The organism is Bacteroides muris (ex Afrizal et al. 2022) (genome assembly GCF_004793475.1).
GTDB classification, from domain to species: Bacteria; Bacteroidota; Bacteroidia; order Bacteroidales; family Bacteroidaceae; genus Bacteroides; species Bacteroides muris.
The window spans coordinates 266523-291128 of sequence record NZ_SRYZ01000001.1; the positions used below are offsets into that span (position 1 = coordinate 266523).

General features: G+C 42.9%; 14 protein-coding genes. All 14 read right to left on the reverse strand.

Annotated features, from left to right (window positions below):
* Positions 1-46: 46 nt before the first annotated feature.
* The 14 genes from E5355_RS01000 to E5355_RS01065 all read right to left on the reverse strand — a co-directional run bounded on the left by E5355_RS01000 (position 47) and on the right by E5355_RS01065 (position 24576).
* On the reverse strand, positions 47-931 hold the full coding sequence (locus tag E5355_RS01000) for an Ig-like domain-containing protein (RefSeq protein ID WP_136008799.1): 885 nt from the start codon (positions 929-931) through the stop codon (positions 47-49).
* A 111-nt stretch (positions 932-1042) separates the two neighbouring features.
* Complete coding sequence (locus E5355_RS01005) at positions 1043-2965, reverse strand: RagB/SusD family nutrient uptake outer membrane protein (RefSeq protein WP_016272180.1); 1923 nt, start codon at positions 2963-2965, stop codon at positions 1043-1045.
* A gap of 13 nt (positions 2966-2978) precedes the next feature.
* Positions 2979-6071, reverse strand: a complete 3093-nt coding sequence (locus tag E5355_RS01010; RefSeq protein WP_136008800.1) for a SusC/RagA family TonB-linked outer membrane protein — start codon at positions 6069-6071, stop codon at positions 2979-2981.
* A 211-nt stretch (positions 6072-6282) separates the two neighbouring features.
* Positions 6283-7476, reverse strand: a complete 1194-nt coding sequence (locus E5355_RS01015; protein WP_136008801.1) for a glycoside hydrolase family 172 protein — start codon at positions 7474-7476, stop codon at positions 6283-6285.
* A gap of 31 nt (positions 7477-7507) precedes the next feature.
* Positions 7508-8956, reverse strand: a complete 1449-nt coding sequence (locus E5355_RS01020) for a glycoside hydrolase family 125 protein (protein WP_136008802.1) — start codon at positions 8954-8956, stop codon at positions 7508-7510.
* Positions 8957-9057: 101 nt separating this feature from the next.
* A complete protein-coding gene (locus E5355_RS01025) occupies positions 9058-11040 on the reverse strand; it encodes a glycoside hydrolase family 97 protein (protein WP_117749405.1) in 1983 nt (660 codons plus the stop codon).
* A 41-nt stretch (positions 11041-11081) separates the two neighbouring features.
* The gene (locus E5355_RS01030) at positions 11082-13994 is read right to left on the reverse strand and encodes a GH116 family glycosyl hydrolase (protein ID WP_136008803.1); all 2913 of its coding nucleotides are present in this window, start codon (positions 13992-13994) and stop codon (positions 11082-11084) included.
* Positions 13995-14087: 93 nt separating this feature from the next.
* Positions 14088-16184, reverse strand: coding sequence for a hypothetical protein (locus tag E5355_RS01035; RefSeq protein WP_136008804.1), 2097 nt, complete (start codon positions 16182-16184; stop codon positions 14088-14090).
* A 22-nt stretch (positions 16185-16206) separates the two neighbouring features.
* Positions 16207-17613: a DUF4185 domain-containing protein gene (locus E5355_RS01040; RefSeq protein WP_136008805.1), complete on the reverse strand. Its 1407-nt coding sequence runs from the start codon at positions 17611-17613 to the stop codon at positions 16207-16209.
* A gap of 94 nt (positions 17614-17707) precedes the next feature.
* Entirely contained in the window at positions 17708-18121 is a 414-nt protein-coding gene (locus E5355_RS01045; RefSeq protein ID WP_225982630.1) for a DUF4945 domain-containing protein, read from the reverse strand.
* A 24-nt stretch (positions 18122-18145) separates the two neighbouring features.
* Positions 18146-19954, reverse strand: a complete 1809-nt coding sequence (locus E5355_RS01050; protein ID WP_176469503.1) for a RagB/SusD family nutrient uptake outer membrane protein — start codon at positions 19952-19954, stop codon at positions 18146-18148.
* Between the two features lie 13 nt (positions 19955-19967).
* Positions 19968-23186, reverse strand: a complete 3219-nt coding sequence (locus E5355_RS01055; RefSeq protein WP_117681004.1) for a SusC/RagA family TonB-linked outer membrane protein — start codon at positions 23184-23186, stop codon at positions 19968-19970.
* 61 nt (positions 23187-23247) lie between these two features.
* Positions 23248-24225 (reverse strand): IS982 family transposase, encoded by a 978-nt coding sequence (locus E5355_RS01060; protein WP_136008806.1) that lies wholly within the window; start codon positions 24223-24225, stop codon positions 23248-23250.
* A gap of 18 nt (positions 24226-24243) precedes the next feature.
* The gene (locus E5355_RS01065) at positions 24244-24576 is read right to left on the reverse strand and encodes a carboxypeptidase-like regulatory domain-containing protein (protein WP_246866859.1); all 333 of its coding nucleotides are present in this window, start codon (positions 24574-24576) and stop codon (positions 24244-24246) included.
* Positions 24577-24606: the final 30 nt, after the last annotated feature.

Below are 24606 nucleotides of genomic sequence, written 5' to 3' on the forward strand. Positions count from 1 at the left end.
CAGTACTATTTCAATAGAAAGGATTACCTGTGTCCATAAAGCCACATCAATTCTCATCTTCTGAAAATACAATGAAATTTACGCCAAAGAATTTGGCCCATTGCACATTGTTCGGACCTGGTCTCATTTCGATATGAACGACACCTTCGTCATTGGGCTCGATGCCCTTGATCTTTACCATTCTATCGAAATTATCGTCATTGACCAGACAAGCAGTGCCATCGTTCTTTCCGATTACATGATACTCGGTCTCCGTTCCACGGTCACTGATGTGGCCATAGAAGTTGAACGTATATTTTGTTTCCCGAGAGAGACCTGTCAGCTTGAATCCACTGACCGGAATAGCAATGCCGTCGCTGAAGAACATATCCTCAGAAGCTGTATTCGGAAAGCCCAAGTTGTTACTCAAGCCACGAGCCAATTCTCCGGAAAACGGTTTGTCCACTTCGATGCCAAAGGTAGTAGGACGGCCTCTTTGATCAAGCATGTTCACCAATCCGGGGTCTCTAGGATTCCGATAGTTGTTGAACGGAGCTGGAGAGTCGAAGACACCAAAGTCAATGTAACACGTCTTAGGAGTCTTGATAACAGTCAAGTCGCTAAAGTAGCACAACTTGCCATCGGCCGTCTCTACCTTGATGACCGTTTTTCCGACGGCAACAGGCGTAATGACGGCCGCATTGTTTTCTACGCCTTCAATGGTCGCCACATCGGAATCGAGCACACTCCACTTCAACTGATAGGAATCACCCGCCAAGGTGTCAACGGAAGCGGTGACAGTGGCAGTTTCGTCAATCTCCATATAAACCGACGGCTGATCGATACGAACAAACTTACGATTGGACAAGTCCACATCATTGTCATCCGAGCAAGACATCAATGTGGCAAACGCTAACGCCATTGTACAAAAAATGAATTTTATTGATTTCATACTTCTTCTCAATTATTTATGCGATTCAGCAGTTGCAACTGATTTCTTTTTTACCGGTTATGAACTAAATGTGATATAGAAACGGGGGCAACTACTGATTCGCATGATTTATTAATATCCGGGAGCTTGTCTCAGTTTAGGATTTATATCCATCTGGGCTTGAGGAACAGGCCACAAATACATTCTCTTATTGAAGGTACGGCTCTTATAATAAGTTCTCTTATAAAAAGCTTTCGGATTGTTCACATCATCACTCTTTTCAGAACCATCATGGTTCATTCCGTACAACTTACCACCCAAATACTTTTCCCCAAGTTTCCAACGACGGATATCATGGAAGCGGATACCTTCGCAATTGAATTCCACACGGCGTTCCTGTTGAATGGCGGCACGCATTTCTTCCTTGCTCAATCCCTCTTTCAAAGCAGGAATCCCGGCTCTTTCTCTTATCAGATTGACATACTTATACACATCGGCCGTAGGAGCTGACGACGATTCGTTCAGTGCTTCCGCATAACCCAGGTAAGCATCGGCCATCCGGTATAAGATACCCGGTTGATATACATACTTGTTTTCCCGGGGGAATACATCCAAAGAGATTCTTTTCCGGACATTATAGCCGTTCTGCGGAGAGTCGAAAGTCATGTCGGTGTCTCTACCTCCCTGCAAAAACTCTACGTGACGGTTATCCACTCCCAACCAAGCACCATTATAAATTACGGAAACATAGAAACGAGGTTCGCGATTACAATACATATTGTAAGTACCCTCTTCGGTCACCGGACTCATGCCGGTCTCTTTGTCAGCCAAGTGTGAAGGTCCTCCTCCGGGCCACTTGGTAGTTCTGAATTCCGTTTCGGTGGAAAATCCCTTCTCCACATATCCCGATTCGGGATTGATAATAGGAGAACCGTCTTCATTATATCCTACGACGGGAACCTCCCCATTCTTCATATAGAACGCATCTACCAATTCTTGGGTAACCCCCATTGCAGCATTTCCACCAATGCCCTTCGGCAAATGATGGTCTTGCCAATAATAGAGGTCTGCATTCTCGGGCCGCCCGAAGACAATCTCCTTATTACCTTCGGAAAAGCGTTTCAATGACATGTTATAATAAGACATGAAAGGGTCAATTGTGCCGTCCGCATTATACTCACAGTATAATTTATATCCGGCGGCCTCGGCAGCCGCTATCAAATCCAGATGGGCGGCTGCCGCTTTCGTCCATTTTTCCGTTTTTTCTTCCGCATCAAACAAATATTCTCCTTCCGAATTTTGCCAGTCCTTGAAATCGGGATTTCCGTTGAACAAAGGGCTTGCAGCATAAAGCAATGTCTTCGCCCGGATAGCCAAAGCCATTATAGAAGTCGCCCTGCCCCAATCGGTATTATTCGGATAGACAGCGGGCAAGCTTTTAGATACTTCCAAAAGTTCATTGTCAATCCAAGCTACAATCTCGTCATAAGGCCGTTGAGGCGTCATCAATTCAGATTCGGGAGCATCAACCGGAAAAATTACCCCGGGAGTAAACGGAATAGGCCCGTATAATTCAATCATTAAAGAATAATAGTAGGCTATCAGGAAGCGAACTTCGTATTTCATCTGATGCACATAGGCTTCGGTGAGACCTTTCTCCGGAATAACCTTTGCTTGTTCCAAGAAAATCAGTCCGGCGCGTATCCGCTTGTTAAGTTCTACCCAATAATAGGGATTCCAAGCCGAAATAGGGCTCCAGTTGCCAGTGGTATAGGCATACACATTGCCCCAACCGAAGGGCGACCAGTCCTGAGGAATCGTGATATCATCCCCCATGATATTGTAACCATGGTCTTTAAAATATCCCCACATAGGACTGGGAACAGAAGAATAAACACCGGCCAACCAGTCTTCCGTTCTTATCTTATCGGAAAAAACCATCTCCATGGTCAGCTGATCGTCAGGGGCCTTATCCAGAAAATCGTTGCAACTTGTTGTCAGTGCCATGAAACCCGACAACAAAACGGCTACCAATATAGATTTATATTTTTTCATATATCGTATCTTGTTAGTTATTGAAATTAATGCTGAATCCTATTGACACAGATTTCATCTGAGGATATCTCAATCCATCCGTAGTTTCCAGTTCCGGATCCCAAAGCTTGAAATCGGAGAATGTCAACAGATTGGTTCCCCTTGCAAACAAACGGCAGTCCCGAACCCCAATCTTGCTTGTCCAGCGCCGTGGAAGGGTATACCCCAGTTCAAGATTCTTCAACCGCAAGAAACTCATGTCACGCAACCACCAAGTGGAAGCTCTGGAGTTATTAGCCACGGCCTTGTCACCCATGCGGGGCCAGAATACATCTTGCCTCGGATTTTCCGGTGTCCAGCGGTCGTCTATATTCGAGAAGATATTGCCAGCTCCCAATGAAGAACCCGGCAGCCAAGTTTCTCCTCCCAGCAACTGATAAGTCTTGCCGGTACCCTGGAAGAATATGCCAAAATCGACCGCCTTGTATCTGACCGTTGCTCCAAAGCCATAAACCACCTCAGGAATACGCGTACCGCCAATGGCTGTCTCATCCACTGCCGTCACTTCACCGTCACCATTCAAGTCCTTATATTTAATATCCCCCGGACGCAAATTACTCGCATCGCTGAAGTTCTGCGCAGGAATGCCTTCCTTCAGCCTGCCGTTCTCGTCAAAGTCATCTTCCGTAAAGAGTCTTTCGGCTATCAGACCGAACATTTGTCCTACCGGTTTGCCGGTGCCCGAACGATAAGTACCGAGGATGGCCGCCGGTTCATCTATTTCCAACACTTTATTGTGGGCATACGTATAGTTGGCCATGGCAGACACAGCCCAGTCTTTATTGAACTGGTGGTTGACATTCAACGAGATGTCAAATCCTTTATTCTCCACCTTACCGAAATTGGCCCAGACACTACGGTTAAATCCTGCCGAACCCGGTACATTCTTACGTTGCATGAAGATGTCTTCTCTCTTTTCCTTAAACACATCTACCACAAGGTTCACACTGTTGTTCCAAAGTCCCAAGTCCAGACCGGCATTCATCTTGGTCACAGTCTCCCAAGTCAGATTATTGACCCCGATTTCACCTTCGGAACGCCCCAAACGATAAACATTGGCATCCGTACCCCAAGTATAGGACCCGGTATCTACAATGGTAGAAATATACGCGAAGCGTCTGCCGCCTCCGATATTACTGTTACCGGCTTTTCCCCAAGTGGCTCTCAGTTTGAGGTTAGATACAATATCGGACAACGGCTTCATGAATTTCTCTGACGATACAATCCATCCTAAAGCCACGGCCGGAAAGAATCCGAACCGTTTGCCACGTGCAAAGTTCTCGGAACCGTTGTAACCAAAATTAAATTCACCTATATAACGGCTGTCGTAAGTATACGAGAACCTTCCAGCTATACCCTGACTCCGGTAAGGGAGAGTTTCGCCCTTGTCATAATCCTTCTGATTATACAAGAACATGGCATTCACGTCATGCATACCTCCGAAAACGCGGTTGTAAGAAAGCATTCCTTCCAGGTAGATACTTTGGTCTCCCCATTCGGCTCCTTTGGCATAGCCCAAGAACTCCTGACCGTTTTCCTGTACATCGGTAACAATGTTGCCATCCTCATCGCGCGATGTTGCCGGATTATAGTAATAAGGATTCTTGGAACGCGTCACCGAATTGGCAGAGAACTTATCAAACGAAAAAGTCACTTTCGCCTTCAAACCGGGTGTGATGAATTTCAAATCCTGCTCAAGAGAAGTCAAGGACTCGATTTTATTGTGGTTCATCTTTTCATATCCGCGTTGCGTGGCCCAGGCCCAAGGGTTCTCCTTGAACTTCACACGCGGAATGCGACCATCGGAATAAATAGCCGGATGCACATAGGGCGGAACACGCATCGCCTGATAGAAAATACCGGCATTTGTTTCGTTGCTTCCCGGAGGCGCATTCCTGGTTTGCAGAAAGACTCCTACATTAGCGCGAAACAGCGTGGTCGGAGTCAGATTCACGTCGACGTTGGAACGTACCGTATATCGGTTCACTTTCAATGAAGAGTCCCATTCCTGATTTTTGTCGCGCTCAATAATACCATTCTCATTATAATATCCCACCACCAGCGAATAACGCAGGATATCCGTACCACCATTGACACTGACGTTGGCCTTCGTATTGTCTGCATGGTCCTTCGACACGACATCCCACCAGTTTACATCCGGGTACAGTTCCGGGTCGGTCTGATTCTGATAGTTCAGCAAAGTGGCATCGCTCACGAACGGAGCTCTTCCTTGCTCGGCATACATCTCATTAATCAATTGCAGGTATTTCACACTACCAATATAATCGGGTATCTTGATGGGTTGCGTAAAGGAGTGTTCAAAACGTACATCTACCTGAGGCTTTCCGATTTTACCGCGCTTGGTTTCAATCATCACCACCCCATTAGCACCGCGTACGCCGTAAACGGCACTGGCAGCAGCATCCTTCAAGACAGAGAAAGAAGCTATTTCCTCGGGATCGATATCGTGAAGCGACCTTTCGATACCGTCCACCAACACCAGCGGATTGGTATTTCCTGTAAAACTACTGATACCACGAATCCAGAAATCCGAATTATTAAACCAAGGGTCACCGCTTCTTTGAACTGCAATAACACCAGGTACCATACCTGCCAAATTATTGCTTAAGGAACGGCTGGGAGCCGCAGCAAGCTTGGCAGGCTCAATGTTGGTGATGGAGCCGACCACGGAAGCCTTCTTCTGCGTACCGAAGCCCACTACCACCACTTCGTCAAGGGCCGCCACGTCTTCTTCCATGGATACGTCGACAATACCCTTCGAACCGACCGGTAATACTTTATCCTTAAAACCGATATAAGAAAACTTCAAGGAAGGCTTCTCACCACTCAATACAATCGTATACGTGCCGTTGATATCGGTAATCACGCCATTGGAGGGATTATTGACCTCCGTCACGTTTACTCCGATGAGCAATTCACCTTGTGCGTCCATCACACGTCCGGTCACCTTCTTGGGCGACTGTGCAAGTGCATAATGCATATTCCCGATAAAGATTAAAAATACCAGGAGACATTTCATCGGTTGCTGCTGAAAAATGTTTTTCATATTAGAAACTATTATTGATGATTTACTAATTGTATAGAAAGCCATACAACCTATTACCGGCACCATAGCAGTGCCATCATGCTGGCACTATTGTGCCAATCTATTGGCAACATTGTGCCAAAGCGATGGCACAGTCTTGCCACTACGTTGGCAAGACTTAAGAAAAACAGCAATACTTAAATACGGCTCTATACGAAAGAAAGAATCCCTCTTATTCGTTCCCCCAAAGCGTAGCTTTATTACCCTTAGCTTTACGCCAGGCGTCACGCCAACGATGTATGTCCATGTGATTGATGAAAGGCTTCGGTGCCCTTTGTGCCTTTGTAGGAGCTTCGGGAAGAGATACTGCCGAATCCTGATACCAATAGGCGACGGTGGCCAAATCCAAGGTCAGGTTATTGTTGGAACCATGCTCTATCGTGCCTTTCACACTCTTCTCAAAGAAGACGGGATCGGCTATGAAGAAGCGGTAGACATGGGTACGTCCCAGCCAGCCTATGTCATTATTAACGCGCGGATACCCGAAATAAGGATGCGAGAACGGCTCTTTAGGGCACCAGGAAGTGTTGAAGAAGTCTTCCGTGCCCGTTCCTATCAACGAAGGCGTTTCCTCTCCGTCAATGAACCACATATCGTCCCCTTCGCCATACCACATAGTAGTAGGGCAGTGCACATAGTAGTTGATGCCCACGAAATGCCCTTTTCCTTGTGTGTCTACGAAAACGTAATTGTCCTTACCGGTAGTATTCGGTTTCTGCTCTCCGGTAAGTCCCCATTCCGTTTCACCTTCGGGAAGGGCCTCCGTGAGGTTATGGTTGTACCATGCATGGAATCTGCCCATATCCTTGGGAAGCTTGTCCATTTCCAAATAATCCACGTAGAAATAGAAGGCATCAATGTTCCGGTCGGTTTGATTCTCGATTTCGATACGTGCGCCCTTCTCAAAAGGCATAGTGAAATAGCACGACATGCCTGTACCGTTTTCGGGACCTGACGAAAGGGGCAATGACGCATAATTATATCTTTCGTCCCATCCTTGCCCGAAGAAAGGCCCGATAGGAGACTCTACCGAAGGGTAGTCGTTTCCATCCCAGTACATACGGATGATGATGTCGTTTCTGCTCAACGTGGGAGGAGGAGGCGCAATGGTCACCCAGATATGGTTGATGGCTCCTGCCCCCTTGATGTCCGCGATAATCCGCTTTTCACCCGGCTTGAAAGGTTCCAGATGGTCTCTGTTGCCTCCCGTGGAATCGGTACTGGAGATTCTCTTGTTTCTTACACCCGATTTCAACTTTGCCAAGTCAAACATTTCATTCGTCATGTTCGACTGTGCAAAAACAGCAGGAAAGTACAATCCCAAAACAAGGGAAAGCAACAAACTGAATTTTGTAATTCTTCTCATGATTTTTTGTTTACATTGATTAATTAGATGATTAGTATTCCAATAAATAGGGTTTCTCATTGAATGTTTTCCACAGCAATTCTCCAAACAATGTATTGGCCCATGCAAACCAGCTCCTTGTGAATTTCTTGGGGTCATCCTTGTGGAATGACTCGTGCATGAATCCGGTACCGGCATGCGTTTTCTGGAGCATCCGGATACATTGCTGTAACTCTTCATCGTTTTGAGCGGTCAGGGCTTTCATTATCAGACTCATCGGCCATATCATGTCTGTACCAATATGATGTCCTCCTATCCCTTCAAAATAAAAGCCTTTAAAGAAATAAGGATTGTATTCCGACCACACGAATCTTCTGGTATTGGCATAAATTGCATCATCACTATCAACACCACCCAGATAGGGTAACGCCAGCAGATTAGGGACGTTGGCATCATCACTAAGATAAGCCGATCCAAAGCCATCTATTTCAAAAGCATAGATTTTACCAAACTTCGGATGATTCACCACGGCATACGTCTGTAAAGCATTATAAACTTCTTTACTCAACGTCAACAGTTCATCAGCCAATACATTGTCTTTGGTTATCTTTTGAACCATTTCGGAAGCCTGCCTCAAACTGGCCACCGCAAAGAAATTGGACGGGACGAGAAAAGGAAAGATAGTGGCATCATCACTAGGCCTGAAAGTAGAACAAATCAATCCAACCGGATTTACTTTATAACCCACTCCACCCATAGGAACAGCATCTATAGCCCATTCCGAAGTTCTGCGAAAGCTATAAGGCCCGTTACCATGTTTTCTCTGCTGTTCCTTGCAGACTCTTAAAATGGTTTCTATCGCCTTCTTCCATTGCGCATCGAAAGGAGAAGCATCATTTGTCTTTTTCCAGTATCCATATGCCAGGCGAATGGGATAGCAAAGCGAATCCAATTCATACTTACGTTCGTGAATACCCGGTTTCATCTCCGTATGATCGCTGTTCCACCTTGTATACTTCGTATCATCATCATAAAAGGCATTGGCATACGGATCCTTCAATATAAAGGAAGTCTGCTTATTGATAACGCCAATTATCAGTTTCTGCAGGTTCTTATCTTCAGACATGAAATCCAAATACGGATATACTTGGGCAGAACTATCCCTTAACCACATGGCATCAATATCACCGGTAATCACATATGTATCCGGTCGGCCATCCTTTTCTGAATAAAAAACGGTTGTGTCCAACGTATTCGGAAAACAATTCCCAAACAGCCAGCCCAGTTCTTCATTCTTGACCTTCTGTTTAAAAGTAGCAATGGCCTTTTCAATGGCAGGACTTTTGAAGTTCCTTTCCGATATAGGCTTCCTTACTGTTGGAAACGACGAAAAAGAGGTAGCTGTCGAAGCTACGCCTGAATTCGCAAACATCAAGTTTTTATTCAGCGCATATCCTGCCCCCAAAAGGCCCACTCTCCTTATAAAATTTCTTCTGTTCATGCTATAAATCCATTGATTAAAAATATTATCCTGGAACAATCTTCTTATCCTAACAAACTAACAACTGATTGAAATACAATTTCAACTGATAAACATCACCCTTATAACCTTCTGATATGTAATAGCGCTCCTCCATCCTTTGCCAGATTCAGTTCAATGATATCCTTCCTTGTAACTTTCCGTACCTGTCTGTCCAGATTGTTTGGATTCCGCTCCACATCCTCCGCATCGGTATAGATCGTTGCCTGGTAGTCCCCCTCACTAAGGAAGTCCAATTCCAATTTCAGATCCCTTTCCGTACCGTTGTTCAGCGAGCCTACCCACCAGTCCGAACCGCTCCTGCGGGCCACCGTGACATGCTCATTCATCCTTGCCAGCGGAACTCTTATCTCATCCCACGTTCCCGGCACGGTACGGAGCACCTCGAACCCCGGTTGACCTTCATAAGCCTTTGGCGTATCGCACAACGAGGTAAGATGGTTTTCCAAAACCACATACATGGCCAACATATGGCAGCGCGTGCTCATTACATGAGGATTTACATACTGTATCTTGAACTCCGAGCGCGGCAGTGCCCTGAACCCTCCCAGGTGATAGTCCGTCGCTCCCGCCAGCATCCTGGTGAAGGGTATCGCAATGTCATGGTCCGCATTCACCAGCGTGTCCCATTTGCATACTTCATAGTTGAGTGTCCCTTCCCGTGTGAATTCATTCGGATACGTCCTTACCAGTCCGGAAGGCTTGCTCGACCCATGGAACTGTATGAACAGTCTGTGTCTTGCCGCACATTCCAGTATCTCTTCTTGAATGCGTATCATCTCTTGGTCATTGCGGTCCATGAAGTCCACCATGAGTCCCCTGACCCCCCATCCCTCATAGAGCGCAAAGGCTTCTTCGAGTTTGTCGTACAACGGTCTCCAGTGTACCCACAGATGTATGCCAACCCCCTTGCTCCTTGCATATTCCACAATTCTCGGCATGTTCAGGCACGGTATCGGTTTTGTAACGTCCGCATTGGGTCCCGCCCATCCGAAATTGAAGTTGTCATCATAGTACCAAGGAGTCTCTGCATATCCGTAGATTCCATGTGCATCCAAGCCATTGCGTGCTGCAAAATCGATGTAGTACTTGTTTGTATCGAAGTTGTTTCCCGGAGAGAACGTGCTGTCCGGCACGACATTCCCGTTCCACCATGTGAACGTAGTCCTGCAAGGCTTAATCCATGAAGTGTCTTCAATCCTGCAGGGCTCGTTCAGGCTTGTTAGTATATTCGTCTCCAGCAATCCTCCCACCCGGTCTGCAACGGAGATTACGCGCCACGGGGTACGGTGCGGGAAACTGTCTGTCTCGACCTTTATCTTCTCCTGCCCCAGTTTTGGCGAGAGCTTTCCCACCAGTCCACCCTTCTCCTTCACCAGGTACATTCCCGCATAGTCCCTTATGGCCGCTTCAGTTATAGCCACTGCCACCCCGTTGTCGAACTCGAATGTCGCCGGCATCTCTATCAGCCTTTTCCTTGCCACCTTGTCATATCTTACATGACTGTATACCCCTTCGTGTGTATTCACATACCCGGGCAGGTACATGAGCAACGCCATCGGGTTTCCTTGCAAGTTGAACTGTGTCCTTTCATCATACATCACGTATGAATCCCATGCTTTCTGTTCCGGAAATTCATATCTGAATGCTATCCCGTCATCGAATGCCCTTACAACCAGGTTTATCAGACGGCCGGAATCTGACCGTTCCTGCATGGGAACGGTCATTTCATTGCAACGGCTACGTACACTACTTGTCTTGCCGACAATGAGCTTGTATGTCTCATCAATCTTTTTACGCTGCACCTTTCCTGCTTTAAGATTCCTTCCGAACTCTCCGCTATCAAAGCTGAAACCAAGCAAAGAATTTGCTATAAGAGACTGCTTCCTATAGTCGATGTCATATGAAACACTCTCCGGCGTTACTTTCAGAGAAAATCTAAGTTTTCCGTCAGGAGACGATACAGACATTCTCTGCTGTGCAGAAACAGCTATAAAACAAAATAATGCAACACACAAAACAAGAAGTTTCTTCTTCTCTGTCATCTTAATCTGTCTTTGATTGTACATCCCTATCCTAATTGACCTCAATCCACAATCTTGCCTGAAACATTATAGCGTTTCACATCAATGTTGCCATAAACCACGTTCAACACAGGCTTTCCTGCTTTCCATTCAATAGTTCCGAAACCGGTATCAGTACTGATGAAACTTTTGAAATCACCAATCTTAGAATTGATGTACATGGTTTTGTCAACAGCATCATACCGCACTCCTGTAAGCCCCTGCAACATTCCATAGCTTGCCATGGCACGTGCATACCAGTGGCCGCACTCTATCTCATTGAATGGGTTTCTTACTCTTCCATCATATCTCTCACGGCATTCACGGACAATATCCAAGCCCTTTTCCACCTCACCTTTCATCATCAAATGACTGGCAACCTGATATTCGATACCGGTCCAGACCTCGTTGCTGTATACAAAAGGCAGTGACAGCATACCACCCTTCGGCCATGTGCAAAGCAATAATCCGCCATCCTTACCACAAGCATACACCGGTCTTTGAGGATTGAAATGGTCTATCAAGTCATGTTTCAGATTGTATTTGTGTACGGCCACCAGATGGCTCCTGACCTTTTCATTGTCCAGCACTTCATCCAGTCCGCATACGGAAGCCATCCACATCCCCAAAATTCCATCGGACAGACAACCGGTACCGTATTGGTATTTCGGTCCTTCTTCCTTCAGCAATTTCAGGGCCTCTTCGGAATAACTTCCCCCGAAAGACATTACATCGACCGGATTGGGAGCCTGAAGCCCTTCCCACTGAATTTTCTGTATGAAATATTCTCCATCGAAGAGTGCAGTTTCCATGTATTTCCTGCCCTTTGACAGCAGGGCCGTATATTCCTTGACGGGTTGCTTCAGCTCCTTGCCCATCTCTATAAACGCAGTCAAAGCTCCCAAATAGAAACTTGTACACATGCCGTCCGGTCCCCAGAACTCGATGTCATAAGTATTGTGGTGCGGCTCTTCAAGACAGCCCTTATGTAAGGGGTCCCATGTACGGATGCAATAGTCCAGGCTCTTCTTCACTGCCGGGAAAAGGTCTTTCATCCACTGCGTGTCCCCGCTGATACGCCATTCACGGTAAACTTTCATAATCCCGCCCAACTGTCCGTCGGCAGCAGCATGGAAGTTGTGGGGCGGTGCCGAAATAGGCAAGTTTACTCTAAAATTCTGGTGTCCTTCCGTATTCTGGCTTACCCTGAATTCCGTTTCACGCAAGGTTCTTTCCAAAGACGGAAACAAATGGGGCAAAGCCTGTGCATAATTCCACACATGCGTACAACTTCCGTGACAAGAGCCAAAAGAATCCTGGCATCCTTCCCAAGCCCAAAATCTTCCATCCCATTGGCGCAATACCGTAGGAGATTTCAATATAGTCAAATTAGCAGCGACAGCCTCCAATACTTCTGCCGGCAAAGAGGAACTATAGAATGCATCACTGAACAGCCGGCTGTTCTTTTCCAGCATCGCCCGGTTTGCATCCCAATAGCCGATAACCTCATTCAAACTCTTGAAGCGCTCCGAGTACCAAGGTCTGTAGGTAGCTTCGGCATCTTCTTCATTTGCCAGGAATTGTTTTTCTTCTTCGGAAGAATCCACAACCTGCCAGTCTCCCCAGCCGTTGCTTTCAAAATCGGCAAGTAAGGTGGATGTAGAAGACAAGTTGTAAATATCTTCATTCCTATTGTCTGTCAACACAAACTGGTCAGCCAGAATATGTCCCCACGGGTAAACATCCAAATCAATGACTTTCACAAAAGCCTTCTTTCCTTGATAAGGTTTCAAATCCCATACGGTTTCACTCAGAGTCTCCGTCTGGTTTCCGACCGCCGTCTCTACAATCTTTCCGTCTACTACAAGATTTACAGAAGTACGGTCAGCCTGACTGCCTCCACCTACCAGAAACTTCAGATATCTTTTCCCAATATTGAATTCAGGAGACTGAATAATACCCGTCAGTCCATCTCCACCCTTATCGAACGAGTTCAGCAACTGCTTGCCGACAAAGCCGCTCACAGGTTGCTGACCGGAAGCCGTTCCCTTGCAGGGCATCCCCGTAAATGCCTGTCCTACCTTTCTGGCACCACCGATAGAAAGGTTTGAATCGGGCAGATACCAGCAGAAGTTTACCTTGACTGTTTTTGTCTCTCCCGGCTGCAACGTCAGCGGAACATAAACAGACGCTCCCGGAACAACACCCTTAACCGGCTGCTTATCAGCGATCCGCCCATAGCGAATATTATCCCAAACCACAGTCTGCGGATCGAACCAGGCACCACGGAACCAACAATGGTCTACAACAGCAGCAGCATTGTCCACATAAATGGCCAGTCCGCTGTTGTTCTGGTCGGATTCTAAAACAAACCCGTTCTTTACTCCTCGGATAGTACCCTGACCATCAATGAAATTTTTGGTATTATAAGAAAACACGGTTTCGATAGCCTTATCGGAAGTGTTTGTAAACTGATATTCCAGTACTCCAACCGGTAAGCTGGAATTGTCCGCATCCGTCGGAATAAAAGGACTCCAACCCGTAATCTTTGCCACCAAAGGCATATCCTTGTCTCTTAAATCAATAGTCGCAAAAGGAAAACGTGCCTGGAAAACCGCCTCCTCAAAGCGGGGAAGGCCATATGTCTTGTCTCCCCTACCTAAACCACTCTGTGCAGGACCAAATAACTTCCAAGTCGGAACCTGCCCTTCCAATACCTTTGCCCCGTTTTCAACACCCTTTACATAAATCGCGGCAAAGGTATACGGCTCATTCATCACATCAGGATAGTGCCTGAGAGACACATGCGAAATGGCACCGGTTCCCTCCAAACAGAACATTCCGGCGCCGATTCCCCCTATAGGAAATGCAATCTTATCCAGATATTCCTTTTGATACTTACCGTTAAACTCCCGCCCTTCACTGTTCTGGGACATTGCTTTACCCGGAAACAGTATAGCCACATTAAATAGGGCCAATAAAGTTAAAGTTGATCTTACCATAGTTGAATTATTAATGTTAACGAATCATTATTCTATTTTTCCAAATTTATCAAGGATGCGGTTGTACGCTTCAGCCGCTGCTCCATTTCCCCAATCATAGATTGTAAACTCACCCATACCTTCACCTGCCGGATTTGTACGGCCGCCATGCCCGTAATTTTCCATCATGAATCCATAATCCTCTGAAGCAAAGAACGGATGAACTTTTTCCCATTGCTGTTTGGTTTGAGGATTTTCAGTACAATACATCATTACAAAAGATGCCTTAAGTGCAGCATATCCCCGTTCTATATACTCTGGCTTATCAAGAAGTTTTCCATATTGAATGATGAGTTCGGAAAAAAGACTTTCGCGTGAATCATTCCATTCACCATCGGCATTCAACACACCAAAACCACCCAATACATTTACATACATGTATGGCGGCTGCCACGACGCTTGGGTCATCAGCAATTCATCAAGTGTACGCTGTCCATAATCAAGATATTCTTTATTTGAGGTAAGACGATAGCACTCCAGTAAGGCTTCAGCTGTCCAGAACATTGAAAAATTATTCTGTTTATGCATATTGTTCCGCAAAACTTTTTTACCTACCAAGTTATCCGAACCGTAACGAGAACAAGACCAATAGGTTTCAAAGTCTTCCCACTTCCCAACCGGAATAATTTCATGGATAACTGCATTCATAGCTCTAAATGCTGCCCGTTTATACTCTTCCTTATGTGTAAGCTCATACAGTTTAAGTAAAAAAGTAACTGATAAAGATGTTTCAGGAGAAGCATTTAAATGGTTCATCGGCTGCATTGTCTTTAAGTCAAGCCAGCCAGGGAAAAAACCATTTTCATACTGTATTCCAAGTAAAGCCATCGCATAATCTTCTGCATAAGCCAAAAGACGGGCATCTTTTTCTAATTCATCATACCACCGAAGCATCAACAATGCTGTCCAACTCATATCAAGAATATGATACGGAGATTCTTTCGGATTCCAAGTATAAGGGTTTCTGTTGGAATTTCCCCAATAATAGGTATTCCACCCCTTGCTCCGATTATACTTTTTACCATCAATCTCTACTTCATGCATTTCCGTACCGATAAGTCCATAGAAAAAACCATTCCTCTGCGGAAATGACAGAGCCAGTTCTTTTGTCAAATTTGCTTTTGCAAAAAGCTCCCTATTACCGGTTCTTCTTGCATATCGATATAACCCACTTGCAGAACGCAATGAACTGAACCATGCCTGATTCCAGATAGAACGAAATTCACGTTCATTAATCTCTCCCGGATAATTGGGACTTTGTGTAACATTCACAATGAATACGGGAGCACCCACTTTGTTTCCATCTAACTCAAATTGCTGCCACACATTTTCTGACCATGAATTAAAAGCCCAATTATAAGTATGTTGCACATACTTTTCCAGGCTCTCCTTCACCGGATTACCTTTCACATATGCAGTATGCCCCCATCGACTCCACATAAATTCTAACGGCTTCTTGAAAGGATTCCGCAATACTTCCTTGCTATCAGAATACATCAAATAAAAGCCTATTTCAATATCTCCTTTTGGATAAGTAGTTTCTTGATTACGCTCAAACAGAACGTGTTCGGATACATGGTTATTGCACATTCCGAGAATAAGTGTATTAGAGGATGCGTCCATATCCATATACCATCGTACAGGAGTCCCCTTCTGCATAATATCCAAATCGGGGATAAGAATAAGAGTTTGATGATCGTCTGCTACAATAAGGGCAGGAGAACGGAATACATGTTGATCGATGACATTTCTATCAGTAGGGGTAAGATGTGGCGCCCAATGGAATGAAGGTAAAAAATCCGGCTTTACGGCTATACGCCAATCACCTTGTTGAACAGAGTTTTTAAGCGAAAAAGAAAGGTTTATGTACAAAGTGTTGTTATCTATCACTTTCACATGGCTTTTTCCTCTCTCAATTCCTAATAAATCATACTGTATAGCATCAATAGCTTTACTAAAATTTTTCGGAAAAACACCCTTATTCAACTCAATTCTCTCTTGTGCATCCCAATGCTCTTGAGCACAGATGCCTATGTTGGACATTATCATCCAAACAAAAGTTATAATTAATGTGCGTGTGTTCATGATATTATATTTATCAATATAATTAAAACTCTCCCATATCAGCCAATTCAGCCTTCATTAAAAAAACATTATAAGGCATCCACATTGACATCGTAAAATATAAATTATCACCAGTTACCGACAACGGATGAATGTAAGAACCATACAATTGGGCATACTCTCTACCATTAGCAAGCTCATAGGGTTCACTCCATGGGCCAGTTATGTCTTCTGCCGTACGCATAGTTATATTATATCTATCTGCATTGAAATAAGCAATTATCCATTTCTTATGTGTCTCGTTATATATAAAAGAAAGTTCACCAACCTTATCTTCTATTAATACTGTTGCCTCATTTTCATTGCCTTTTATCCATTGATTAGTAAAAGCATTCCAATATTCATAAGCTGTCTTATTCTCAATATCTGTTTCATGAAATCGTGCTAATTTAGCATTGCTATCCCTCCCCGTTTGAGTACCTATCATATAAACATATCCATCTTTCTTAAAGTACCCTACCTGGCCAAAAAAACTATAAGATGAGAAGGTTATATCTTTACATTTAGCCCATGTCAAACCATTATCAACCGACTTATATATTCCCGAATAATTTGTAATCCATCCCGTCCAATTTCTCATATTAAAATAATGCACATAATCTATTCCATTAGCACGAATAGCAGCTGTTGGGATAGAAGTCCAATCACCATTACCTGACGAATCTTTTCCTCCATATACTATCTCGCGGGCATACCCTTTATCATCAGTAGCCATATTACTGAATGACAATCCATCTTCTAAATCATTATCCTCCGAGAAAGCCAGCACATTACTACGCCAACTCCCTCCGTTAGGTCCAGGATTAGCCGGATTAGGCTTAAAGTCATACCCAAAAGTATCACCAAAGAAAATTCCATATTTTCCGGGCTGCATCTCCCAAATAATGCCAAGATCTGTTCCTCCTACATTCCATTTTGTCGCAGTATTATTAGGGTTTGGGAAGTTTTCTCCGTCCATAGAACTACCAGTTACACGAGCAGTACGACTGACGCTTCGGATAAAGAATCCCCAACGGTTATCCACATTCAAAGAAAGGTCATTCGATTTGTTTCCATCTTTATAAACTGCTACCAATATCAATCTAAAATTCTGGGGATCCGTCTTCTGAACCACATAATTAAATACATAATCTGCAGTTAACTCATTTCTATCTATTTTGACTGAATAACTATTTCCTCCACTTTTTCGAACCATCAGATAATCTATGGCATCTATATTCTTAAAATTCAGAATCGTTGAAACAACCTTCGTGTCTTTATTTGGAATCAGAAAAGTTTTCGCAGAGATAATCTCATCAACTGGTATAAAAGGCTCATTTTCCTCTTTATCCGAACAAGAAAACAACAAGAATATAGAGAAAGAAAGAACCATAAATAGAATATTTTTCATAGCGTCTGTTTTAAGTCAGTTTACTGTATCTATAGATGCAGTACACGGGAAGCATAGAAATACCGGACTGCATCTATGATACAGCAAACTTTAATTATTGAATGTCAATTACCTGACCTTCGGAGTATATTCTGCTGGATATTCCGGTTTCTACAACTTCGTCTGTCAAGTTTCCTACCAATTTTACAACGAATCTGTACCTTTTATTCGCATCGATTGCAATGCCTTCGGCAAATGTCCCTTCATTACCAATGGTTATCACATCTCTATAGATGTCATTCTCCACTTTCTGAATACTTACTTCAAGAGGCCTCAAAAACTCATCAGGTATATTATCTGGAATTTGCCATGTCAACTTCACTGTATTCCCTTGTACTGAATAATCAAGGTTTTCCACTTTAGGCAAAATATAATGTGTTCCTTTACTGCCTACAACATCTCTGTCGTAACAACCAGTAAACAATAAACAAGTAAATATTACCATGCATATTCTTACTATATTTTTCATAATCATAATTCTAAAAGTTTAATATTAATATCCCGGATTTTGTGTATAATTACCTTTTGCCCACTTCATCTGAGCCTGTGATATGGGGAAGAATTCATCTCTACCAGCAGTAAAGCGTGCTATATTCATCCAGTCAAATCTATTTCTTTCCACTGCAAAATAAGCATTCATCGTTTTCTCCAGAGTTCCCCAACGCTGCAAGTCGAAGAAACGGCGTCCTTCACAAGCTAGTTCAAGACGGTTTTCCCATTCCATGGCCTTCCATGCAAATTCTTTAGTCCATGTACAATTCACACCAGGTTTATACAACTCACATTTGTAGTTCAGAATATAGCTTCCATCCGCAGTTTTCAGATTCTCAAGACTATTGGCGGCACGCTGACGAATTTTATTAATCAAAGGCAAAGCTTCATCTTGTCTGTCCAATTGAATTAGGACTTCTGCTTTCCATAGTATCACTTCATCATATCTGATTAATCTCTTGTTCATAGAGTTAAACTGCCAACCATCGTACAGCAAACAGTCACAATTAGGATGCGGTAATTCCTTCACAGATTTCAAATAACCATACTCAACACCATTACGAATACCACGAGCCTCAAAAATCAAATAAGGGTCATACTTCCAAGGCTGTCCGGGTGCACATATCGTATGACTGAAACGAGGGTCGAAAGTGTAGCGGTCGAAGAAAGCCTTATTACCGGCATCTACAAGTGTAATATCATCCGAACCATCGGCTTTCTTTATGTAATCACCATAGCAATCATCATTATAGGTATCAAACAACGGTAATCCATTTTCACCAGTCTTGAAAGCATTACCCATTGTATAGCTTGCATGATGGAAACCACAACACTGAAAACCTCCCCAATTCCACGGATGATTCAGTCCTTCACTTCTATTGATTTTACCCCCAGTAGAACTATTATCATTGATAGAATACTGAATCTCCCAAATGGATTCTTTCGTATTGTTATCAGACTCAATCATGAAATTCTCACCAAAATTGCTACATAAGTCCAAAGCTTTACCTTCTTGTTCCGTCAACTTGTTCAGATAAATCAAAGCTTCATTCAGCCGTTCTTTGTTTACATTAATCACCTGATGTCTCTCATCTTGCTCATAAGCCATAAACATCAATGTTCTTGCAACCATTGCCGTTGCCGCATTCTTATTGACTCTTCCTTTATCTATCTGTACTTCTGGAAGATATGACTCTGCATCCTTGAAATCCTTAAGAATTCTCTCCCACAGATACTGATCATTCGGATAGTTCTTGTCCCTATTCGGTACAGCCTCAAAATCTGCAGAAGTACCTGTTATAGTTTCATCCATGTAAGGTATATATTTGAAGAACTCTTTCAGTCTGAAATGAGTAAATCCGCGAAGAAACAGCATCTCACCCATTCGACTGTTCTTTACTGGAAAATCTTCTTCAGAAATCGGCTGCATTTTCTGGATTGCAGTATTACATCTTTGGATAACTTGATAAGAAACATACCAAGGGTAATCAATAGGCCAGCCATTAGGAGTCAAATTCACAAAGGTTTCCATATATCCCCATCCATCGCCGCCGTCCCAGACGCCTCCTCCTCCTTTATAAGAGTCATCAGAACGAAGAGAACCAGACCACCAAGGTGAGAATGGTGAATCCCAAGACGGAATATCTGTCATTCTTGCATAAGCAGCTGTTACAAAGCCTTCCATATCACTTGGTCTAACAAGCAAGTTCTCATCCAAAACTTGTTTGGGATTTACTTGTAGGAAATCCTCACATCCGGTCAAGCCGAATGTAGCGGTTAAAATCAATAATGATGATATAAACTTTTTCATTGTGTTTTTTTAATTAAAATGTAACATTAAGTCCGAAAGTCATTGTGAATGGAGTCAAATATCCATAACCAGACATTTCCGGGTCAAAACTTGTAAATTGGTCATCTCCCCAGAATTTCTTCAAAGTAAATACGTTTCTTGCAGAAGCATATACTCTCAAATTTTTCATCATCATCTTGTTGGTGATTTTAGCAGGAAAAGTATAACCCAATTCTATATTTCTCAACTTCAAGTAAGAACCATCTTCTATATAATAAGTAGACATTCTCTGTTCATTATTGGTCATAACATTTGTCATCGCCGGAATATCTGAATCAGGATTGTCAAACGACCAAGCATCCAATAATCTAGTCGGATGATTTTTTCCGACAGGAACGGAACCTGATATATGCCAAAAATCACTCTGACGCTTCCAATCATTACTTACCTGATTACCAAACACACCTTGGAAAAACATATTCAAATCAAAATTACGATATTTGAAATCGAAAGTGATTCCTCCAAAGAAATCTGGATCGGCTGTTCCGATATACGTTCTGTCAGTCAATTCATCTACACGACCATCACCATCCAAATCTTTATAACGAATTCGACCAATAGCTTTTCCTGGTTGTTCAGCATGGTTATCCACTTCCTCTTGTGTCTTGAAAATTCCATCAGCTACAAGACCATAAAATACATTGGGAGACCTACCAATAACGAAGTCACGGACACCATCTCCCGGATATTTATTAATTACGTTTTCAGGAAGCTCTGTCAATTTCGTCTTATAAGTACCTATATTTGCTGAAATAGTATACTGAAATTCGGCACTTGGGTCATTCCTAAAACTAACTTCAAATTCAAGACCTTGATTATTCATATTTGCACCATTAATCCAAGGTTCTCCACCTTCTCCCATCACAGCAATATAAGGAGTCTGTACAAGAATATCCTTTGTCTTCTTGAAATAGTATCCTAAAGAACCTGTAAGACGTTGGTTGAAAAATCCGAAGTCGACAGCCAAATCCGTCTGCGTAGTAGTTTCCCACTTCAAGTCAGGATTACCAAGCCAAGTTCTGTTATAACCGGAATACAAGGGACCGCTCTCATTACCCTGAATAGGATAAGATGTTCCAAAATAATCTGTTGTAAACGGAGTGGTAGTATATCCTCTCGGAAGACCTTGCACACTTCCGTTTGCTCCCCAGCTAGCACGTAATTTAAGATCGGACAGAAAGTCAAAATCTTCCATAAAAGCTTCATCCTTGATTCTCCAACCAACGGAGAAAGCAGGGAAAGTAGCATAACGGTTATTCTCACCGAATAAAGAAGAACCGTCACGGCGAACGGTAGCAGACAGCAAGTACTTTCCGTTATAAACATAGTTGGCCTTACCAAACAAAGAGAAATAGGTATATTCATCTGCAGAACTACCTAAGTTATATTTCTCTCCGGTAGTTACACCAATATGTGCAAAATCTCTATCTTCCAAATAAATACCTTCTCTTCTTGCAGAAAATCCTTCTTGAACGAATCTGGTTGCCTCAGTACCCAACACAACATCCAAATTGTGTTTACCAGTACTCAATGTATATGACAAAGTGTTAGTCCATACATAACTCAACGGATGTGATTGATAACTGCCTACATAGTTTTCTCCATCGCTATTTCTTCCTCCAGTTTCCGACCAAACACCATCAACAGCACGATTATAAGCATTGCCATAATCAAGACCGAACTGGGTTCTTGCCGAAATGCCTTTCCAAATATTCAAATCGAGGAAAATATTACCAATAATCTTCACATAATTATTGATATTATCCTTATTCATTGTCAATAATCGAACAGGGTTGGTAAAATCATCAAAACCCGGAGCACCAGCCCATCCACCATTTTCATCATATACAGGAGAGGCAGGAGGATTAATCATCGCCCACCATGTTTCACTTTGGTCTCTATACTGCAAATAAGATACTGCAAGATTTTCACCAACTTTCAAATGATTTTTTATCAAACTATATTCAGTATTAGCACGTATCGAATATTGTCTGAAGAATGTATGTATCTGTGTACCTTCATTATTGAAATAACCCAACGAGAACAAGCTTTTGGATTTCTCAGAACCATTAGAAATGGTCAACTGATGATTATGGGAAATAGCAGTCTGAAAAATTTCTCCCATCCAATCTGTATTACTTCCTCTTACAGTTTGGTCTGCATTAAGGTATTCAGCAACTTTAACCTCGTCCAAAACAGCTATTCCATTATCACCTCTATGCCATGTATAATTATACGCTGAAGGCAAAGAAATAGAAGTACCATATACTCTTTCATCATAAGCTTGAGCTTGGAATGCTGCTCTACCATATTGTTCAGCATTCATCAAAGTAGGTTTGTTCAATACAGTATTGATAGAAACACTACCATTATACTCAATGTTTGTCTTACCTGCTTGACCCTTTTTTGTCTGAATCAAAATAACACCACCGGAAGCTCTTGCACCATAAATAGAGGCAGATGCTGCATCTTTCAAAACTTGAATAGATTCAATATCACCAGAATTTATATCACGAAGATTCAAATTTTCAGTAGGCATACCATCCAAAACAATTAAAGGCTTAACTCCTCCCGAAAGAGAAGACAATCCACGAATCTGCACCGTAGTTCCTTCAGCAGGATTACCACCATTTGTAGTGATATGCACACCAGCCATCTTTCCTTGTAATGACTTCATGGCATTGGCAGAAGCATTTTTCTTTAAATCACTCGCATTTGCCATTGCAACAGAACCTGTCAAATCCGCTTTCTTCTGTGTCATATAACCAGTGTATACCACAACTTCTGACAACATTGTAGCATCACTCTTCATGATAACATTCAAAAAGTTTAAGCCTTTAACCGAATATTCTTCCGTTTTTTGACCAATATAAGAAAAGACTAATATAGCCTTATCAGAAGGTATTTTTATAGAGTATTTTCCATCAATATCAGTCGTGGTACCGATAGTAGTTCCTTTAACAACAACATTCACTCCAATAAGAGGTTCATTCGTTCCTTCTTCCAAAACCGTTCCTTGTATTATCCTCTCTTGTTGAATCACGTTAGAAGTATCTATACCATGTCCAGATACTTGAATAAACTCTTTTGTCTCCGATACAGCCACAGAAAGAGGTAAACTATCCCCTGCATAAGCTGTCAATGATAACATTGATACCAATGCCACGAAACCATTTCTTTTGAAATATTTCATAATATAAATAAAAAAGGTTAATAAAATAATATTATTTACTATACAATACCTGTTGGTTGAATTAAATTAGAGAATATTTTATCCGCCCAATCGGACGATGATTAACGAAATTGACATATTGCATGAACGTCATTGCTGCTATTTTGCCTGCTATGCGGGTGAAAAGACCGCAGGATTGTTTTGCGTAGTTTCGTATCATCATAAGATTGTCGTTGAGCTGGGAAAATATCGTTTCGATACGTTTACGGAATCTCTTGTATGCCCATGTAAGCGGATGCCAGTTTTTCTGATTCAGCCGATATGGAACTTCAAGAGTGATATTTGCTGCCTCAAAGAGATTCTTCTGAATCTCAGCACAGAGATAGCCTTTATCTCCAAGCATCATGCAATCATGATATTCCCAGCGTACGTCCTTGAGATAATGAAGGTCATGAACACTTGCGGCAGTCATGTCAAAGGAATGGATAACACCAAGTATTCCGCAGACAACATGGAGCTTATAGCCATAATAATGCAAGCCTTGCGAAGCGCAGTATCCCCAGTCGGGAGCAGCATCGGGATTGTCTTGTCCCATGGTGCATCGTTTGGCCCGTGCGTTCCGGCATACCTTTACTGGTTTAGAATCAATGCAGAATACATCTTCGGGGCCATCAATAGCTCTGGCTACATCCTTGCGGATTTCTTCTGCAAGTCGGGCCGTGAGCTTGCGTCGGGCATTGAATTGTCTGCGACTGATTAGGTTAGGCAAATCCTCCTTACACTCATGGTGCAGACGATAAAAAAGAAGATTCTCGCTGTCGAAGCCGAAGAACTCGGCGGTTATCCCGAGAGCAATGACTTCAAGGTCGGAAAACTTGGGAACAACACCGCACCTGGGTACGTTTCCATGTTCATTAACTCGATTTCCGGCAAAATCCTTGCAGATTCCGAGGATTCTGACGAAATTTGCTATGAAGTTGCGCATAAGCAGTGCAATAGTAGTAAACGGTGTGGTTACCACTAATTTACTAATAATCTGCAAATTGTGCAACTTTTTCATTTGTAAATATTTAGAATTTTAATTCAACCAACGGGTTAATATAGCATTATCAGAAGGTATTCTTATCGAATATTTTCCCTCCACATCAGTAGTTGTACCTATAGTAGTTCCTTTAACGACAACATTCACCCCAATAAGAGGCTCATTAGTCCCTTCTTCCAGAACTGTTCCTTGTATTACTCTCGCTTGTTGAATCTCATTAGAAGTATCTACACCATGCTCGGATACTTGAACAGATTCATTTGTCCCCAATGCAGCGGTTGCAAGGGGTAAATAATCCCCTGCATACACTGCAAATGATAGCATTGATGCCAATGCTATGAAACCATTCCTTTTAAAAGAACTCCTCATAATACTTTGATTTAATAGTTAATAAAAAAC

Bases quoted from the DNA above. Each gene is read 5' to 3' on its own strand.
- E5355_RS01060 (WP_136008806.1), bottom strand. From the start codon at position 24,225: ATGAAAAAGTTGCACAATTTGCAGATTATTAGTAAATTAGTGGTAACC.
- E5355_RS01050 (WP_176469503.1), bottom strand. From the start codon at position 19,954: ATGAAAAAGTTTATATCATCATTATTGATTTTAACCGCTACATTCGGC.
- E5355_RS01000 (WP_136008799.1), bottom strand. From the start codon at position 931: ATGAAATCAATAAAATTCATTTTTTGTACAATGGCGTTAGCGTTTGCC.
- E5355_RS01040 (WP_136008805.1), bottom strand. From the start codon at position 17,613: ATGAAAAATATTCTATTTATGGTTCTTTCTTTCTCTATATTCTTGTTG.
- E5355_RS01030 (WP_136008803.1), bottom strand. From the start codon at position 13,994: ATGTCCCAGAACAGTGAAGGGCGGGAGTTTAACGGTAAGTATCAAAAG.
- E5355_RS01035 (WP_136008804.1), bottom strand. From the start codon at position 16,184: ATGAACACACGCACATTAATTATAACTTTTGTTTGGATGATAATGTCC.
- E5355_RS01005 (WP_016272180.1), bottom strand. From the start codon at position 2,965: ATGAAAAAATATAAATCTATATTGGTAGCCGTTTTGTTGTCGGGTTTC.
- E5355_RS01055 (WP_117681004.1), bottom strand. From the start codon at position 23,186: ATGAAATATTTCAAAAGAAATGGTTTCGTGGCATTGGTATCAATGTTA.
- E5355_RS01020 (WP_136008802.1), bottom strand. From the start codon at position 8,956: ATGAACAGAAGAAATTTTATAAGGAGAGTGGGCCTTTTGGGGGCAGGA.
- E5355_RS01065 (WP_246866859.1), bottom strand. From the start codon at position 24,576: ATGAGGAGTTCTTTTAAAAGGAATGGTTTCATAGCATTGGCATCAATG.
- E5355_RS01025 (WP_117749405.1), bottom strand. From the start codon at position 11,040: ATGACAGAGAAGAAGAAACTTCTTGTTTTGTGTGTTGCATTATTTTGT.
- E5355_RS01045 (WP_225982630.1), bottom strand. From the start codon at position 18,121: ATGAAAAATATAGTAAGAATATGCATGGTAATATTTACTTGTTTATTG.
- E5355_RS01015 (WP_136008801.1), bottom strand. From the start codon at position 7,476: ATGAGAAGAATTACAAAATTCAGTTTGTTGCTTTCCCTTGTTTTGGGA.
- E5355_RS01010 (WP_136008800.1), bottom strand. From the start codon at position 6,071: ATGAAAAACATTTTTCAGCAGCAACCGATGAAATGTCTCCTGGTATTT.